The 17167-nt window shown below is 62.6% G+C and carries 14 protein-coding genes and 1 pseudogene; 4 read left to right on the top strand and 11 right to left on the bottom strand.

The genetic code is table 11. From position 1 onward, the window contains the following. Window positions 1-35: 35 nt before the first annotated feature. The gene (locus HMPREF9697_RS18185; protein WP_002718718.1) at window positions 36-1205 is read left to right on the top strand and encodes a substrate-binding domain-containing protein; all 1170 of its coding nucleotides are present in this window, start codon (window positions 36-38) and stop codon (window positions 1203-1205) included. 9 nt (window positions 1206-1214) lie between these two features. Here the strand turns inward: HMPREF9697_RS18185 and HMPREF9697_RS18180 are convergent, their stop codons facing one another. The 9 genes from HMPREF9697_RS18180 to HMPREF9697_RS18145 form a co-directional block, all read right to left on the bottom strand. Then, window positions 1215-2096: a RodZ family helix-turn-helix domain-containing protein gene (locus HMPREF9697_RS18180; protein ID WP_002718717.1), complete on the bottom strand. Its 882-nt coding sequence runs from the start codon at window positions 2094-2096 to the stop codon at window positions 1215-1217. A gap of 109 nt (window positions 2097-2205) precedes the next feature. Further along, window positions 2206-2520: a hypothetical protein gene (locus tag HMPREF9697_RS21100; RefSeq protein WP_115622207.1), complete on the bottom strand. Its 315-nt coding sequence runs from the start codon at window positions 2518-2520 to the stop codon at window positions 2206-2208. 4 nt (window positions 2521-2524) lie between these two features. Continuing rightward, window positions 2525-3625: a calcium:cation antiporter gene (locus HMPREF9697_RS18175; RefSeq protein ID WP_002718716.1), complete on the bottom strand. Its 1101-nt coding sequence runs from the start codon at window positions 3623-3625 to the stop codon at window positions 2525-2527. Then, on the bottom strand, window positions 3622-4611 hold the full coding sequence (locus tag HMPREF9697_RS18170; protein WP_174302313.1) for a glycoside hydrolase family protein: 990 nt from the start codon (window positions 4609-4611) through the stop codon (window positions 3622-3624). The genes HMPREF9697_RS18175 and HMPREF9697_RS18170 overlap by 4 nt, the downstream gene beginning before the upstream one ends. 151 nt (window positions 4612-4762) lie before the next feature. Next, complete coding sequence (locus tag HMPREF9697_RS18165; RefSeq protein ID WP_002718714.1) at window positions 4763-6163, bottom strand: NAD(P)(+) transhydrogenase (Re/Si-specific) subunit beta; 1401 nt, start codon at window positions 6161-6163, stop codon at window positions 4763-4765. 14 nt (window positions 6164-6177) lie between these two features. Beyond that, entirely contained in the window at window positions 6178-6498 is a 321-nt protein-coding gene (locus HMPREF9697_RS18160) for a proton-translocating transhydrogenase family protein (protein ID WP_002718713.1), read from the bottom strand. Window positions 6499-6509: 11 nt separating this feature from the next. Continuing rightward, on the bottom strand, window positions 6510-7637 hold the full coding sequence (locus HMPREF9697_RS18155) for a Re/Si-specific NAD(P)(+) transhydrogenase subunit alpha (RefSeq protein WP_002718712.1): 1128 nt from the start codon (window positions 7635-7637) through the stop codon (window positions 6510-6512). 116 nt (window positions 7638-7753) lie between these two features. Then, window positions 7754-7906: an aa3-type cytochrome c oxidase subunit IV gene (locus tag HMPREF9697_RS18150; RefSeq protein ID WP_002718711.1), complete on the bottom strand. Its 153-nt coding sequence runs from the start codon at window positions 7904-7906 to the stop codon at window positions 7754-7756. Window positions 7907-8083: 177 nt separating this feature from the next. Then, the gene (locus HMPREF9697_RS18145) at window positions 8084-9943 is read right to left on the bottom strand and encodes a M3 family oligoendopeptidase (RefSeq protein WP_002718710.1); all 1860 of its coding nucleotides are present in this window, start codon (window positions 9941-9943) and stop codon (window positions 8084-8086) included. Window positions 9944-10072: 129 nt separating this feature from the next. On the opposite strand from HMPREF9697_RS18145, the gene HMPREF9697_RS18140 reads away from it, so the two are divergent. The 3 genes from HMPREF9697_RS18140 to HMPREF9697_RS18130 all read left to right on the top strand — a co-directional run bounded on the left by HMPREF9697_RS18140 (window position 10073) and on the right by HMPREF9697_RS18130 (window position 15843). Next, window positions 10073-11569 carry a sigma-54-dependent transcriptional regulator gene (locus HMPREF9697_RS18140; protein WP_002718709.1) on the top strand — a complete coding sequence of 499 codons (1497 nt, stop codon included), beginning with the start codon at window positions 10073-10075 and terminating at the stop codon, window positions 11567-11569. A 268-nt stretch (window positions 11570-11837) separates the two neighbouring features. Continuing rightward, window positions 11838-13976: a L,D-transpeptidase family protein gene (locus tag HMPREF9697_RS18135; protein ID WP_002718708.1), complete on the top strand. Its 2139-nt coding sequence runs from the start codon at window positions 11838-11840 to the stop codon at window positions 13974-13976. A gap of 277 nt (window positions 13977-14253) precedes the next feature. After that, window positions 14254-15843 carry a peptidoglycan L,D-endopeptidase MepK gene (locus HMPREF9697_RS18130; protein ID WP_002718707.1) on the top strand — a complete coding sequence of 530 codons (1590 nt, stop codon included), beginning with the start codon at window positions 14254-14256 and terminating at the stop codon, window positions 15841-15843. Window positions 15844-15859: 16 nt separating this feature from the next. On the opposite strand, the gene HMPREF9697_RS18125 is transcribed toward HMPREF9697_RS18130, so the two are convergent. Together HMPREF9697_RS18125 and HMPREF9697_RS20640 are read right to left on the bottom strand one after the other, a co-directional pair. Then, complete coding sequence (locus tag HMPREF9697_RS18125) at window positions 15860-16825, bottom strand: sensor domain-containing diguanylate cyclase (RefSeq protein ID WP_002718706.1); 966 nt, start codon at window positions 16823-16825, stop codon at window positions 15860-15862. Window positions 16826-16929: 104 nt separating this feature from the next. After that, window positions 16930-17046: pseudogene (locus tag HMPREF9697_RS20640) on the bottom strand (DUF2312 domain-containing protein); the annotation flags it as partial. Between the last annotated feature and the right edge of the window lie 121 nt (window positions 17047-17167).

The raw sequence follows: 17167 nt of genomic DNA, 5'->3' as shown, positions 1-17167 counted from the left end.
TGTAATATGCACATTCATGCATAAGGAAAGGCACGATGCTCCATATCGAAATCGAACCGGTCTGGCGATTTCGTAAAGAAGGCAGCCCGCAGGCCGCCATCGTCATGCTCGGAATCCTCAATGAGATCCGGCAGACCGGAAAGCTCACCAGCGCCGCCACGCACGCCAATCTGTCGTACCGCCACGTCTGGAATCTGATCGAGCAATGGTCGGCGTTCTTCGGCGCGCCGCTCGTCGAGCGTCAGCGCGGCCGCGGCACGACGCTGACGCCGTTCGGCGAAAAGCTGGTCTGGGCAGGCCAGCGGCTGGAGGCGCGTCTCGGCCCGCAATTGCAGAACCTCGCGCAGGAGCTTGCGAGCGAGATCAAGCCGTTCCTGCATCAGGAGCCGTCGGTGATCCGCGTCCACGCAAGTCACGGTTTCGCGGTGTCGAAACTGCGCGAGATGCTCGATCGCCGGCCCGGCCTCGGCGTCGACCTTCGCTACGTCAGCAACCAGAACTCGCTGGTATCGCTCGCGCAGAATGCCTGCGACCTTTCCGGCGTGCATCTGCCGCGCGGCCCGTTGCGCGAGCAGAACATCCGCGCCTGCCTCGAATGGCTCGATCCGCGCGAGGATCGCGTCATCAGCCTCGTCACCCGTGAGATGGGCCTGATGGTGAAGCGCGGCAATCCGCTGCAAATCCACTCACTGGAGGATCTCGTCGCGCGCAAGGCCCGCTTCGTCAACCGCGACCACGATTCCGGCACGCGGCAGGTGTTCGATCAACTGCTAGCGCTCCACAACATCGATCGCGCCGATGTCCACGAGACGCAGATGGAATTCACCCACGCGGCGGTGGCGGCCTTCGTCGCGAGCGACATGGCGGATGCGACTTTCGGCGTCGAGGCGGCTGCGCGGCAGTTCGGGCTCGATTTCATCCAGCTCCTGACCGAGGATTATTTCTTTGTCTGCCACCGCGCGTTTCTTGAGACGCAACCGATGCAGCATCTGCTCGATCTCATGAAGGGTCAGGAATTCCAGGACGCTGTCTCGAGCCTGCCAGGCTATAGCGCATCGCGCCCCGGCGAGATCAGCACCGTGAAGGACTTCTTCGCATCGATGGCGGAAAACGACTGCACGACGGCACCTGCCCGACCGACCGCCAAGCGGGTTTCGGTGAAAAAGACGATTGCAAAAACCGCGAAGAAAAAGCCGCGCCGCTAGAACAGACTGCTAGCGTGGCAGCACAGCCTGAAACGCGGATTTGGTCGCCGACATCATGTCGGAGACGACAGAGCCATTGTCTTTTTTGCCCTGGTCACTGGGCTGCAGATCGAGCGGGCGCAAGGGAATGTCCGCGGGTGGCACCATGCGCGAGGCGCTGACATCGGCAACCGGCGGCGTGGTCGCGATGGTGGCTGTCGGCAGCGGTGCGACCGCGGCCGGAGGCATCGGTTCGGTCGGGTTGATATTGGCTTCGCGCATCGGCGGAGCCGCGGGCTGCGAGCCAGGTGCCGCGATCACCGGAGCCACCGGATGTTCGGGCATTTTCGTCACCGGCTGCGCAACCGGCATCGGCTGCTCGGCCCGTAACCTCGCGATGGCGGCGCGCGCAAGATCGTTGGCGTCAGGATTCGCTGCACTTTCCTCGATCGGCTTGACGGCCGGAGTTCTGACTGAAGGATTGACCTTGGCGAGCACATGCTCGCGCTTCTCAGCCTCGTGCCGCTCGGCTTCCTTCCGCTCCAGTTCCCGCTTCTCGACCTCGCGCTTTTCGCTGGCGAGCCGTTCGGCCGCCCTGCGCGCTTCGGCCTTCTCGGTGGCAGCCTTTTCGGCAGAGGCTTTGATCGCCGCAGCTTTCTCGTTCGCAAGCCGTTCGGAAGCAGCCTTCGTTTCAGCAGCCTTGGCGGCGGCCTCGGCCTTCGCGGCGGTATCGCCCTTGGCAGGCAGGGTCGCGAGCGTCTCGGCCGGAGCCTGACTGGAAACCGCCGCCGGGGGCTTCTCGGCGGGCGGCTTGGCGTTGATGTAATTGGTGACGATGTAGGCGCCGACGACCGTCGCCACGATGGAGGGTATGACCTCCAGCAGATATTTGGACAGAAACTTCTTGATCATCGCCGAATGTGCTCCCCGCGCCGGGTCTGCATGCGGGAACTTTTGGGCCGATTGAGGGATCAACTGCGACCGCATGGTGGCAATTCGATCCCTCCTTCGCACAGTTCGGTTACAGCATCTTTAAGCGGCCAAGCACCATGAAGCTGGTGGGGTCCTTGCTGTACAGGCTGATGAGATCGTGAGGGATCGCGTACTGGCTCACCAGCCCGCCGACACCGAATTTGGCATGGTCTGTGCGCAGGAAATCATAGATTCCACCGACACTCGCCTTACCGACGTTGAGCAGCCGCCCTTCCAGACCCGGAATATCGTGAGTGAGCTCACCCCCTGAACATGCTCCCCTCGCATAAACAATGTCACGTTGTTTTGAAGGATGAGCGCGCTCTCGATCAGACAGGCGTCGAGCACATAACAATCGCCGCATACCTTCAGGGAACGAAAACCAGCAACAGGAAGACGGCGAACACGACCAGATGAACCATCCCGAACAGGATGTTGGTGCGGCCGGTTCCGAACGTCATCATGCTGACCAGCATGGTCATCGCCAGAAGCGCGATGTCGCGGGAGGGAAGCCCAAGCACCAGCGTCTTGTCGAAGAGATAGGCCGCCTCCGACACCGCCGGGATGGTCAGGCCGATAGTGGCGAGCGAAGAGCCGAGCGCGAGGTTGATGCTTTTCTGCAGATCGTTCTTGCGGGCCGCGGACAGCGCCGCGATGCTTTCCGGCAACAGCACTAGCATGGCAACCACCACGCCGGCAAAGGCCGGCGGCGCGCCGATCATGGCGGCACCCGCATCGACCACCAGTGAAAATTTCTTGGCGAGCAGCACAACCGCCACCAGCGAAACGATCAGCAACACGCAGCTGACCACAAGCACCCCGCCGGAAGCCACGACATGGCCTTCCCCATCCCGCTGTCCGCCGATGAAGTAATCGCGATGGCGGATGGTCTGGGTGTAGAGAAACACCCCGTAGAGAATGATCGTGACAACGCTGACGAAGCCGAGTTGCAGATGCGAATAGACCGGGCCCGGCGTTTCCAGCGTGTAATTCGGCAGCACCAGCGTGATGGTCGCGAACACCGTGAGCACGCAGAGATAGACGTTGACGCCGGTGATCTGGAATTCCTGCTCGCGGTAGCGCAATCCGCCGACCAGGATGCACGCGCCGACCAGTCCGTTGCAGACGATCATGACCACGGAAAATACCGTGTCACGCGCCAGCGTCGGCACCTCCTGCTCGCCCAGCATCAGCGTCATGATCAGGGCAACCTCGATGACGGTGACGGCGAGCGTCAGCAGCAACGTGCCGAACGGCTCGCCGATCCGCTCCGCGATCACCTCGGCATGATGGACGGCCGCGAATACCGTGCCGAACAGGATGACGAGCAGGACGCCCGCGAAAACCAAACCTTGAATGGAATGGGTAAAGCCGATGCCGAGCGAGGGGATTGCCGTGGCCGCAAACAGCAAAACGGCCAGCCCCGGAAAAATCCAGGCTGACCGTGGCATCGCATGAGAGGTGCTCATGCGGTGAGACTAATGCATTGTCGTGTCAGTTGCATTGCCAAATCGGCGTATTGCGCGGCAGATATCGCGATATCGCCGAGGCCGACTATGCCCAGCGGACCAAACCGGCCACGCAGCCGGGCGCCGATCGCGCGAAGCTGCTTGCCCGGCTGGCGAAGCCACCGGTGCCGCAGCCAGGGGCGAATCATACGGCGGAAGTCGCTGATCGCCACAGCCAGCGGCTGCGGCAGGCGGTAAGGGCGCAACATCGCTTCGATTTCGGATAGGTCAACCCGCATGATGCGGGCGTGCCGGTCCCAAACGCCATAACTCAAAATGGCCTGTTCGCCGGTGAGGCAGAGCCCACCGCAAAACTCGATCTCCTCACCCTCCAACGTCAATCGAGGTGAGATACGCGTGATCGTGAAATCATCGTCCAATTCCACAAACCGGTGCGCATAGACGACATTCCTGCCCGCAGTGCGTTTGGCATGCACGACGCAGAGCCAATGACCGCGATAGCGCACCAACGCTGACGAACCGGCCCACTCGTCAAGCCGTCCACACCGAGCGAGACGCTCATAGAACAATCCGTCATCGCGATGGGTCAGCACCTGCATCGGATCGAGCCAATAGATCCATTTGAGATACTCACCTTCCACACACGGCATCCAGTTCTTTTCCGCCTGAGCGCCTATGGGCGACGGCAGCAGATGCCATTCGACGACCTTGCTGCCTTGCAGCCGGCACAGCGCGATCTGGCAGGCGACAGGGCCATCGTGAAGCACCCAGGTCGCGGTGAACCACCAATCGTTCTTCCATCGGAAAAGGCGGCAGTCTTCCAGACGATTCCAATGCTGACGATCGATGCCAACGGCGCTGTCGTCGATCGGATCAAGACGCGTGATACAGAGATTGGAATCGAGTTCGGCAAACCAGTTGGACGACTGGAATCCCTCCGGCGGCTGGATCAGGACGCGCCCATTCCGGTCCAGATCGTAATTCACCGCGCGGATGATACAGAAAACCCCTCGATCGCTTATCGCAATCGAGGGGTTGCAAACTCTGCTTTCACCAGGCACGGCGAGTGGAAATATCTCCGCGCCCGATAAGGATGAAAGACGAAGCCTTGGTATGCGAGGCTTCATGGAGAGACCGTTACATCGCCTTGACGATATTCTCGGTCATCTTCTTGGCGTCGCCCAGCAGCATCATCGTGTTGTCACGATAGAACAGCGGGTTGTCGACGCCGGCGTAACCGGAGGCGAGCGAGCGCTTGATGAACATCACGGTGCCGGCCTTCCAGACCTGCAGCACGGGCATGCCGTAGATCGGCGAGGACGGATCTTCTTCCGCCGCCGGGTTGGTGACGTCGTTGGCGCCGATCACGAACGCGACGTCGGCCTGCGCGAACTCCGAGTTGATGTCCTCGAGTTCGAACACCTCGTCGTAAGGCACGTTGGCTTCCGCCAGCAGCACGTTCATGTGGCCGGGCATACGACCCGCAACCGGGTGGATCGCGTATTTCACCTCGACGCCTTCCTTCTTCAGCGTGTCGGCCATTTCGCGAAGCGCGTGCTGCGCCTGCGCCACCGCCATGCCGTAGCCCGGCACGATGATGACCTTCTGTGCGTTCTTCATGATGAAGGCCGCGTCGTCGGCCGAGCCAAGCTTGACCGGCTTCACTTCGCCGGTGCCACCGGCTGCCGCCGTACCGCCGTCGCTGCCGAAGCCGCCGAGGATGACCGAGATGAAGGACCGGTTCATCGCGTGGCACATGATGTAGGACAGGATCGCACCCGACGAGCCGACCAGCGCGCCGGTGATGATCAGCGCCGAGTTGCCGAGGGTGAAGCCGATGCCTGCCGCGGCCCAACCCGAATAGGAGTTGAGCATCGAGATCACCACCGGCATGTCGGCGCCGCCGATCGGGATGATGATCAGCACGCCGAGCACCAGCGCGAGGATGGTGATGAGCCAGAAGTCGACCGCGCTCTGCGAGGAGATCAGGCCGTAGATGAAGAACACCAGCGCCAGCGCCAGCACGATATTGATGATGTGGCGGCCCGGCAGCATGATCGGTGCACCGCTCATGCGGCCCGACAGCTTAAGGAACGCGATCACCGAGCCGGTGAAGGTCAATGCGCCGATGGCAACGCCGAGCGACATCTCGACGAGGCTCTGGGCGTGGATCGCACCGTGGGTGCCGATGCCGAAGGCGGTCGGCGCGTAGAACGCACCGGCGGCGACCAGCACCGCGGCCATGCCGACCAGCGAGTGGAAGGCGGCGACCAGTTCAGGCATCGAGGTCATCGGCACGCGCTTGGCGATCACCGCGCCGATGCTGCCGCCGATGACGACGCCGAGGATCACAAGGATCCAGCCGGTGGCGCTTGCCGGCGGATGCGCCGCGAGCGTGGTGGCGACCGCGATCGCCATACCGACCATGCCGAAGAAGTTGCCCTGACGCGAGGACGCCGGACTGGAGAGTCCGCGCAGCGACAGGATGAAAAGGATGCCTGCAACAAGATAGAGCAGGGCCGAAAGATTAGCGTTCATGGCTCAGCCCCTGCTTACTTCTGCTTCTTCTTGTACATCGCCAGCATGCGCTGGGTGACAAGGAAGCCGCCAAAAATGTTGATGCATGCGAAGATCAGCGCGACGAACCCGAAGGCGCGGGCCCAGAGCGGGCCGTTGTCGTCGCCGACGAGTGCCACGCCGACTGCGAGCAGCGCACCAACCACGATCACCGAGGAGATCGCGTTGGTCACCGACATCAGCGGGGTGTGCAGTGCGGGCGTCACCGACCACACCACGAAATAGCCCACGAAAACCGCGAGCACGAAGATCGACAGCCGGAACACGAACGGGTCGACAATCTCAATACCATGCATGGCTGGACTCCTTACGCCTTCGGCTGGAAGTTCGGGTGGATGACGGCGCCGTCCTTGGTCAGCGCAGTCGCCTTGACCAGTTCGTCGTCCCACTTCACGGCCAGCGACTTGGTTTCCTTGTCGACCATCGTCTCGATGAACGCCTGCAGGTTGCGGGCGTAGAGGCTGGAGGCCGAAGCTGCGACCTTGCCCGCGAGGTTGGTGTAGCCGATGATCTTGACGCCGTTGACGTCGGCGATCTCGTCGGCTTTCGCACCCTCGACGTTGCCGCCGCGCTCGACCGCGAGGTCGACCAGCACGGAGCCCGGCTTCATCGACTTGACCATGTCAAGCGTGACGAGCTTCGGCGCCGGACGGCCCGGGATCAGAGCCGTGGTGATGATGATGTCCTGCTTCTTGATGTGCTCGGCGGTGAGCGCGGCCTGCTTGGCCTGATACTCCTTGGACATTTCCTTGGCGTAGCCGCCCGCCGTCTGCGCGTTCTTGAATTCCTCGTCCTCAACGGCAAGGAATTTCGCGCCGAGCGACTCGACCTGCTCCTTGGTAGCCGGGCGAACGTCGGTCGCGGACACGACAGCGCCGAGGCGGCGCGCGGTCGCGATCGCCTGGAGGCCGGCGACGCCGACGCCCATCACGAACACCTTGGCGGCCGGCACGGTGCCTGCCGCGGTCATCATCATCGGGAACGCGCGACCGAAAGCTTCGGCGCCTTCGATCACCGCGCGATAGCCCGCGAGGTTCGCCTGCGAGGACAGCACGTCCATCACCTGCGCGCGGGTGATGCGCGGCATCAGTTCCATCGCGAAAGCCGACACGCCTGCATCGGCGAGCGACTTCAGCGCAGCTTCGTTGTTATAGGGGTCCATGATCGCAAGCACGAGCGCACCCTTCTTGTAGGATGCTGCTTCGGCTGCAGTCGGGCGCTTCACCTTGACGACGATGTCGGCATCTTTCACCGCACCGGCGCTCACCGTGGCGCCCATCGCCTCAAAGTCGGCGTCCAGCAGGCCGGACTTGATGCCCGCACCCGGCTCGATCGCAACGTCGATACCGAGCGACTTGTATTTCTTCACGGTATCCGGCGTCGCCGCTACGCGCGGCTCGGCCGCGTCCTGTTCCTTGGCAATCGCTATCTTCATAAAGCCTCCCGCGATCTCATAGTCGCGTCTGACCGGTGCATGACGCACCACTGCACGCGGAAGCGGCGAAGGCCGCTTCCCTTCCAATCCCGTTCAAAGCTCAGGGAAAATCGAATTTAGGTGAGGAAGTACGCCATCAGCGCCAAAATACAGACCAGCGTAAGGCTGGTGTATTTCGTCAGCTTCAGGAACGCTTCGTAGGTCTGCTCATGAGCGGGATAGTCGTTACCATCCGCGGTCGTGTAGGCCACCTCACTGTGGTCTGCCATTATTGCCTCCAGCACTTGCTTTGCGTGGGAAATACCGCACTTGCCGTGGCAGGGCAACGGTCCTTCTAGGCAAAAAGTTGTACAACCCACAAGCGGCGGGTTTCTAGCACCGGGCCTATGGGTTTGTTTTCATTGAATGAAAATGTAACAGGCCTTTTATCCCGAACTTGGTGCGCCCTAACCCATCGCCTCCAGCTCGTTGATCATGCCCTCGATCACCGACAGGCCGCCGTCCCAGAAAGCAGGATCTTTCGCGTCCAAACCGAACGGCGCGAGCAGCTCGGAATAGTGTTTGGTGCCGCCTGCCGCGAGCATGTCGAGATAGCGCTCGGCGAAGCCTTCGGTCGCGTGCTCGTACACCGCATAGAGCGAGTTCACGAGGCAGTCGCCGAACGCGTAGGCGTACACGTAGAACGGCGAATGGATGAAGTGCGGGATGTACATCCAGAACGTCTCGTAGCCCGGCTTGATCTCGATCGCTGGCCCGAGGCTCTCGCCCTGCACCGACAGCCAGATTTCGCCGAGACGCTCGGCGGTGAGTTCACCGTTGCGGCGCTCGGTATGGACGGCGCGTTCGAACGAATAGAACGCAATCTGCCGCACCACCGTGTTGATCATGTCCTCGACTTTGCCCGCGAGCAAAGCCTGGCGCTGCTTGGCGTTCTTGGTCTGCGCGAGAAGGCGCTTGAAGGTCAGCATCTCGCCGAACACGCTTGCGGTCTCGGCGAGCGTCAGAGGCGTCGGCGCCATCAGCGCGCCCTGCTTCGCAGCCAGCACCTGATGCACGCCGTGACCGAGTTCATGCGCGAGCGTCATCACGTCGCGCGGCTTGCCCTGATAGTTCATCAGCACATAGGGGTGCGCGGACGGCGTGGTCGGATGCGAGAACGCACCCGGCGCCTTGCCCGGACGGACCGGCGCATCGATCCAGCGGTCGTCGAAGAAGCGCTTCGCGATGCCCGCCATCTCCGGCGAGAAATCGCCATAGGCTTTCAGGATGGTCGCCTTGGCATCGCCCCACGCAATCTCGCCGGTGGCGGCGAACGGCAGCGGCGCGTTACGGTCCCAATGCGCGAGCTTCTTCTTTTTGAACCACGACGCCTTCAGCGCGTAATAACGGTGCGAGATGCGCGGATACGCCGCACGCACCGATGCCACCAGCGCGTCCACCACCTCGCGTTCGACACGGTTGGCCAGATGGCGCGAGTCCGCGACATCGTGGAAACCGCGCCAGCGGTCGGAGATTTCCTTGTCCTTGGCGAGCGTATTGGTGACGAGCGCGAAGGTGCGCTCGTTAGCCTTGAAGGTTTTCGCCAGCGCCTGCGCCGCCGCCTTGCGCTTTTCCGGCGCACGATCCTGCAGCAGGTTCAGCGTCGGCTCGATCGCCAGTTCTTTTGACCCGACCTTGAAGCGCAGGCCCGCAATGGTCTGATCGAACATGCGATTGAACGCACCGTAGCTCGTGGTCGATTTCTCGTGGAAGAGCTGCTCGATGCGATCCTCGAGCTGATACGGCTTGTCCTTGCGGATATCTTCCAACCACGGGCGATAATGGCCGAGCGACGGCACCTGCATCGCCTGCTCGATCAGGTCGTCGTCGATACGGTTCAGTTCGAGCGTGAAGAATAAAAGATGCGTCGAGGCGTTGGTGAGGCGCTCGGATACGTCGCCGTAGAATTTCGTGATCGCCGGATCGACCGTATCCCCGGCATGGATGAGACCCGCATAGGAGATCAGGCGACCTGCGAGATCGTCGATCGCCTCGTAGGATTTTACCGCTTCCGCCAGCCACTCGCCTGCGCCGGGCTTCGCCAGCGCGTCGGCAATCTTGCCCTTGTAGGCACTCTCGAACGCGACACAGTCGGCATCGAGCTTGTCGAGGTCGCGCGCGATCTCCGGCGCGGTGATCGACGAATAGAGATCGGCCAAATTCCATTCGGGCAGCTTCGCCGTCTTCTTCGCCGCGGATTTCACAGGCTTCGCCGCCTTCTTGGTCTTGGCGGGTTTACGCAGAGCGGAGGACGAACGTGCAGCCATTATTATGTTCCTACCCGTGTTGTTCGTTGCCGGCGGCGCAACCGTCCGCCAACTCTTAAGAGGCCGTTAATCGGCATCGGCGAGAGTGCCCCGATTCGAGACAGATAAACCTGCTGACCGAGGAATTCCATGGCCGCGACTATTCTGATTGCCGACGACGATGCCGTCCAGCGCCGTTTGCTGGAAAACATGGTGCAGCGTTGCGGCTATCAGACCATCGTCGTCGAAAGCGGTGACGCCGCCATGACGGTGCTTGCCGACGAGATGCGCACGGTCGACGCCGTGGTGCTCGACCTCGTGATGCCGGGCCTCGACGGTCTCGGCGTACTCTCGAAGATGCGCGAGATGGGGCTGCATAGTCCGGTTGTGGTGCAGACCGCGCATGGCGGCATCGACAATGTCGTCTCCGCGATGCGCGCGGGCGCCCATGATTTTGTGGTCAAGCCGGTCGGCATCGAGCGACTTGCGGTCAGCTTGCGCAATGCGCTCGACGCCAGCGCACTGAAGGGCGAATTGCAGCGCATCCGCCACTCTCGCGAGGGTCGTCTCACCTTCAAGGACATCGTGACGCGCTCGGAGGCGATGCAGAATGTGCTGGCGATGGGCAAGAAGGCTGCGGCCTCGACCATTCCGGTGCTGATCGAAGGCGAATCCGGCGTCGGCAAGGAATTGGTCGCGCGCGCCATCCACGGCTCCTCGGATCGCGCCAGCAAGCCGTTCGTCACGGTGAATTGCGGCGCCATTCCCGAGAACCTCGTTGAGTCGATCCTGTTCGGCCACGAAAAGGGCGCCTTCACGGGGGCGACCGAGCGCCACGCCGGCAAATTCGTCGAAGCCTCCGGCGGCACGCTGTTTCTCGACGAGGTCGGCGAACTGCCGCTGACGGCGCAGGTGAAGCTGTTGCGCGCCCTGCAGCAGGGCGAGGTCGAGGCGGTCGGCGGCCGCAAGCCGGTCAAGGTCGATGTCCGCATCATCTCAGCGACCAACCGCAACCTGCTCAACCATGTGAAGGCCGGGCATTTCCGCGACGACCTGTTCTATCGTCTGCATGTCCTGCCGCTGACGATCCCGCCGCTGCGGACACGGCGCGAGGACATCCCCCATCTGCTGCGGCATTTCCTGGCGCGCTTCAGCGCCGAGGAAAAGCGCACCATTGCCCGCGTCGGCGCCGATGCCATGGCCCGCCTCGTCAATGCCGACTGGCCGGGCAACGTCCGCCAGCTCGAGAACGCGGTCTATCGCGCGGTGGTGCTGTCGGACAGCGACGAATTGCGGGCGGACGACTTCCCGGCAATCAACGGCGGTTCGACGGAGCCCGACGTAACCCTGGACATCGAGCCGATGACGCTCGCGCAACCCGCGCGAGTCGCGGCGCATGAGGTCCCGATCGCGCCCGCCCAACCCGCGCCGGCATTCCTGCCGCACGGCACGCTGCAAATGCTGGACGAGGACGGCGAATGCCGCCCGCTCGATGAGATGGAGGCCGAGATCATCCGCTTCGCGATCTCGCACTATCGCGGCCAGATGTCGGAAGTGGCACGGCGGCTGAAGATCGGCCGCTCTACGCTCTACCGGAAGATGGACGACATCGCTGCCGTTCCCGCCGAGCAGACAAAAAAATCCTGAGACAGCCAGCGGCACCATTGAACCGTTGCGACTTGGTGACAGACCAAGAGAAAGCGCACAGAACGGTTGCGGATCACCGGCATCACGGTCAGTTTCCCGTGACACGCTCCGGCGTAAGCTAGGCGCATTGTGCCGGCGCGTGTAGACTATGCTGATGGTGCGATGAATCGACCGGGCGCGATGCGCCGGAAATATGATCCGGCACGGGCCCGAATGAGACAATCTCCGCTGTTTCAGGCCGAAACAGCCTCGCTCAGGGAACTCGATAATGCATGACTCCTCGACTGGCCGCAGCGGTTACGATCGCGTGCTGGCAGCCGTCGCAGCAACTTTCCTGCTGACCGGAACCGTGACCCTCGCGCACGCCGACCCGGCGAAGCCAGCGGACCCGGCTATCAGCGCCGCAGTTCCCATGCCCGATACCTCCAATGTCCCGCCGCCGACCGCGGCCGACGTAAAGGCCGAAGCCCCGCAGGCTGAACCTGCAAAGGCTGCCGAGGCCGCAAAACCTGCTGCGACTGAGCCTGCCAAGGCGGATGATAAAGCGGCGGCCACCGAAGCGCCGAAACCGGATGCAGCAAAGGCCGACGCGGCCAAGAGCGAGCCTGCAAAGACCAACGCGGCGCAAACCGCACCTGCCGCTCCGGCTAGCAGCACCGAGACCTCGAAGACCGAAGCTCCTGCTGCAAACCCTGCTCCCACCGTCGCCACGCTCGATCCGTCCGCCCAGGCGCTGCGCGATCTGATCTCCGCCAAGGCCTCGCGTTATTTCGATCGCAAGAAAGAGCGCGAAGCGGTGGAAGCCTTCTACAAAGACCGTAACTACGCCCCGCTCTGGACCAAGGGCGCCGCCGCAACTGCACGCGCCAACGACGCGATCGCACGGCTGAAGAAGGCCGACGAGGACGGCCTCGATGCCGACGATTACCCGGTGCCGAATTTCGCCGCCGCCGCCACTCCGGATGCACAGGCCGACGCCGAACTGAAACTCACCGAGAGCGTGCTCGATTACGCCCGTCACGCCCAGAGCGGCCGCATGCACTGGTCGCAGGTGTCCGGCGACATCCAGTATCCGGAGCACTATCCGGACCCGACCGAAGTGCTCATCAACGTCTCGACCGCGCGCAACGCCGGCGCGGCGCTTGAGACCTACAACCCGCCGCACAAGCTCTACAAGGAATTGAAGGCTAATCTCGCCGAGCTGCGCGGCAAGACTGACGAAGGCCACAAGATCGCCGACGGCGAGACGCTGCGCTTCATCAAGCCGACCAAGAAGAACCCCAACCCCGCCGTGATGGACGACGCGCGCGTGCCCGCGCTGCGTGCCAAGCTGGGCGTCACCGAGAATGCGACCGACACGCATTATGATGCGACCGTCGCCGCCGCCGTTCGCAAATTCCAGAGCGCGAACGAACTCAAGGCCACCGGCGTGCTCGACAACCATACCGTCGCCGCGCTGAACGGTCCGAGGAACGACCGCAAGATCGATATCGTCCGCGTCAACATGGAACGCTGGCGCTGGCTGCCGCGCGATCTCGGCGCTGCCTCGCTCGGCGATGCCTATGTGATCCTCAACATTCCGGATTACACCCTTCAGTTGATGCACAATGGCGCGACGGCCTGGAAGACCCGCGTCGTGGTCGGCAAGCCCGGCAAACACGCCACCCCGCTTCTGACGGAGACGATGAAGTACATCACCGTCAACCCGACCTGGAACGTGCCGCCGTCGATCATCTACAACGAGTACCTGCCCGCCTTGCAGCAGGACCCCACCGTGCTCGACCGCATGGGCCTCAAGCTGCAGCGCAACCCAGACGGCACCATCCGCATCTCGCAGCCGCCGGGCGAAGCCAACGCGCTGGGCCGCATCCGCTTCAACTTCCCGAACAAGTTCCTGGTCTATCAGCACGACACGCCGGACAAGAACCTGTTCGCGAAAACCGAGCGCGCTTACAGCCATGGCTGCATGCGTGTGCAGAATCCGGATCAGTACGCCGCGACGTTGCTCAGCATCGCGCTGCCGAAGGACAATTACACGCCGGAGAAGATCCGCAGCATGTACGGCCGCAACGAGATCAACATCAATTTCCCGACGCCGATCCCGGTCAACATCACCTACCAGACCGCGTTCGTCGATGACGCCGGCAAACTCGAATTCCGCAAGGACATCTATGGCCGCGATGCGACCATGATCAAACTGCTGAAGGAAGGCGGCCGCCGCAATCTCGAAACCGTCGTTGCACATTCGCAGCCGAACTACGTGAAGCCGACCGGCAACATCAACATTCCGGGCGATAGCTACGCCGATTCCCATTCCTCCGCGCCGAACTTCTTCCAGATGCTGTTTGGTGGTGGCGGACGGGCCGAGTACGAGCCGGAGCCGCGCAGCCGCCGGCGCTATCGGTAAGCGCACAAATTTTTCGGCCCGGGTTCCCCGGTTCCGAAATTCACCTTACGCAATGAAATCAGGGCCCCGCCGCAAGCGGGGCCCTTTGCGTTAACCCTGTCGGCCGCCGGGGCATAGATACCGGCCATTTTTTGCCATAGTCGCCCCGTTAGCTCCCGATTGCGTGATCGGGGATGGGGGTAGTTTTCCATTAACCGGCCGACGTTACACACAATTCACCATCTCCGCTGCGTGGGGTAGCGGGGATCTCTTCCTGGGCGTTCCAACAGGACGATAAGTGGCGGGCGATCATCCACGCGGCATAAGACTTTGGCCTGTGCAACGCTCCTTGCGGGTGAGCGCGGCGGCGACTCTGCTTCTGTTCGCCGGCGCCGGCGCGGTACATGACGCGACCGCCAGCAACGACACACGCACCCTCTCCTTCCACCACACCCATTCCGGCGAAGACCTCACCGTCACCTTCAAGCGCAACGGCCGCTATGACGGCGACGCGCTAAAGAAGCTCAATCACTTCCTGCGCGACTGGCGAAGCCAGGATTCGACCACGATGGACCCGCATCTGTTCGACATCCTGTGGGAGGTCTATCGCGACGTCGACGCCAAGCAGCCGATCCAGATCATCTCGGCCTATCGCTCGCCCAAGACCAACGCCATGCTGCGCCGTCGCTCGGCGCACACCGGAGTCGCCCGTTTCAGCCAGCACATGCTCGGCCATGCGATGGACTTCTTCATCCCCGGCGTCCCGCTCGAGAAAATCCGCTTCGCCGGACTTCGCCTGCAACGCGGCGGCGTCGGCTTCTACCCCACCTCCGGCTCGCCTTTCGTGCATCTCGACACCGGCAACGTCCGCCACTGGCCGCGTATGACGCACGACCAACTCGCGCGCGTCTTCCCCGACGGCAAGACGGTCCATCTCCCCACCGATGGACGCCCGCTGAAGGGCTACGACCTCGCGCTCGCCGAAATCCGGCACCGCAAGGGCGACGAAGCCACGACGACGTCGAGCCGCAGCCTGCTCACCTCGCTGTTCAAGGGGCGGAAATCGGCTGAGGACGATGAAGAATCCTCTGTCGCCACAGCGACTGCTGAACCCGCCGCTGATGCTGCCGCCAAGCCGAGCGTGATCGCCTCCGCGGCTGAGGCGGTGAAGGACAAGATCGCCGAGATGGTGCCAGTGCCGCGCGCACGCCCGGTCCAGACCGCAAGCTATCGTGTCGCGTCCGCTGCCCCTGCTGAACTCCCGGTTGCGGCCAAGCCTGCCACCGCCAAACAGCCGCAGACCATGGCCGAGATGATCGAGGCTCGCGTCCGCTGGGATGACGATGCGATGACGCCGAAGCCCGCATCGGCCGAACAGATTGCCGCCGCGAAGGCCCGCGCCGCCGATCCGCAATCCACCGCCGCGCTGCCTGCGAACGTCGCCAACGCGATGGCCTATGCCTCGCCGCAGCTGCTCGACCGCAGCAAGATCGTCGCCGCCAGCGCACCGGTTCCGCAGACGCATATTGCGGCGCTCGCGCACGACGCCGCTGTGTCGGTGCATTCGACCACCGTGGTCGGCAAGACATTGCGCGGCCAGTCCCGTTCGCCCGCAACCATGCTGCGCCTCGCCAACGCCGATCAGGCAAGCGACATCTGGCTGCGCGCGATGGTGCTCGCGCCGAGCGCCAACAACGCGCTTTACACGTCGGTGATGGGTGACCCTGACATGCGGGCGATGGCCGCGCATTTCGTGAAGCCGGCGCGCGCAGTGACCATCACGTTCTCACTCGACCCGCAGATCGGCCCCGCCTGCGATCATTTCGCCGGGCAAGCGGTTGCCGCGATGCCGACGACGACGTTCGTGCAGACCGCTGCGCTGCGGTAAACTTAAGAGGCCGTCGTCAGGCCGCCGCGTCTGGATTCACCGAGCGACTGCCCACTTCATCGTTGAACAGATGGACCTTGTTACGGCCGGCAGCCTTTGCTGCATACAACGCGATGTCAGCATCCGCGAACAACTCGGTTATACGTCGGCGGTGCGGGCGCCCAATCAGCGCAGCTCCAATCGAAGCGCCGATTTCGAGATGAAGACCATTCCAAAAGACCGGGCGACACAGCATCGTAACCGTTTGTTCCAATACGCTCTCGATCCGGGCGGGATTCGTGGGAGCACGCAGGATGAGCGCGAACTCATCACCACCCAGCCGGGCGACCAACCCAGCATTGCAGAAAGCCCGTTTCAACCGCATTGCGATCTCGCGCAAACATGCATCGCCGGCCTCATGCCCGAACGTATCGTTCAGTTCCTTGAAACGGTCGAGATCGACAAGGGCAAGCGCGGATGCAAACCCATAGTTCAAAGTGTCACCAATGACCTCGCGATAGCGCTGCTGAAACAAGGAGCGATTGGCAAGCCCCGTGAGTGAATCGGTTTCGGCTTGCAACCGCAGACTCTCCAGTGCTTGACGGTCTGAGGTGATGTCCTGCTTGGAACCGAAGATGCGTACAGGCCGCCCGTTCTCCGCGACCGCATTGATCGAAAGCCGCATCCAGCGCTTTTCGCCGCCCCAGGTCCTGATCTCCGTATCGAGCGAAACGGCGCGGCCACTACGGATCACCTCGGCTCGGGCGATTTCCATGTTTCGTCTGGATTCGGGAACGTAGAGATCGACGATGCTCGCGCGCCGCAGCGGGCTGTCCATCGGATATCCGAAGAGTTCGTAGACCCCGGAAGTCCAGGTCAGACGCTCTGTCTCAAGCTCGCATTCCCATGCGCCGATGCGGGCATGACCTAAAGCCCGGTCATAGAGGCGCGCGTAAACCTGAGCCCACTGAGGTTCTGAAACATGGTCTGCTTCATCTCTCATTCGCGACCGGCCGCCTCTGGGAGATTATCCCGTTCCCCATGGTTAGGGCCGCAGCGTTAACGAATCTTATACTTGTACCTGCCCAGCAGTGGCAGGAACGCCGATCAAAGCATCCCGAGCGCCTGCATGTAGGTCTCGAGGATGGTTTCCTGTTCCTCGCGCTCGTTGGCGTCCTGCTTGCGCATGCGCACGATGGTCCGCAGCGCCTTAACGTCGAAACCTTTTCTACCCCACGGCGATTGTTGTCTTAGTGTCGCCCTACGGCTAACTGCACAGCTAATAAGATATCAATGTCCCTAACATCGCCGCAGCGAGCCGCTCGCGAAGCGCGCTTCCAAATAG

Origin of the sequence: Afipia felis ATCC 53690, from assembly GCF_000314735.2 — a bacterium.
GTDB classification, from domain to species: Bacteria; Pseudomonadota; Alphaproteobacteria; order Rhizobiales; family Xanthobacteraceae; genus Afipia; species Afipia felis.
Note: the sequence above shows the minus strand (reverse complement) of the source record. Positions and strands in the feature narration are given on the sequence as shown.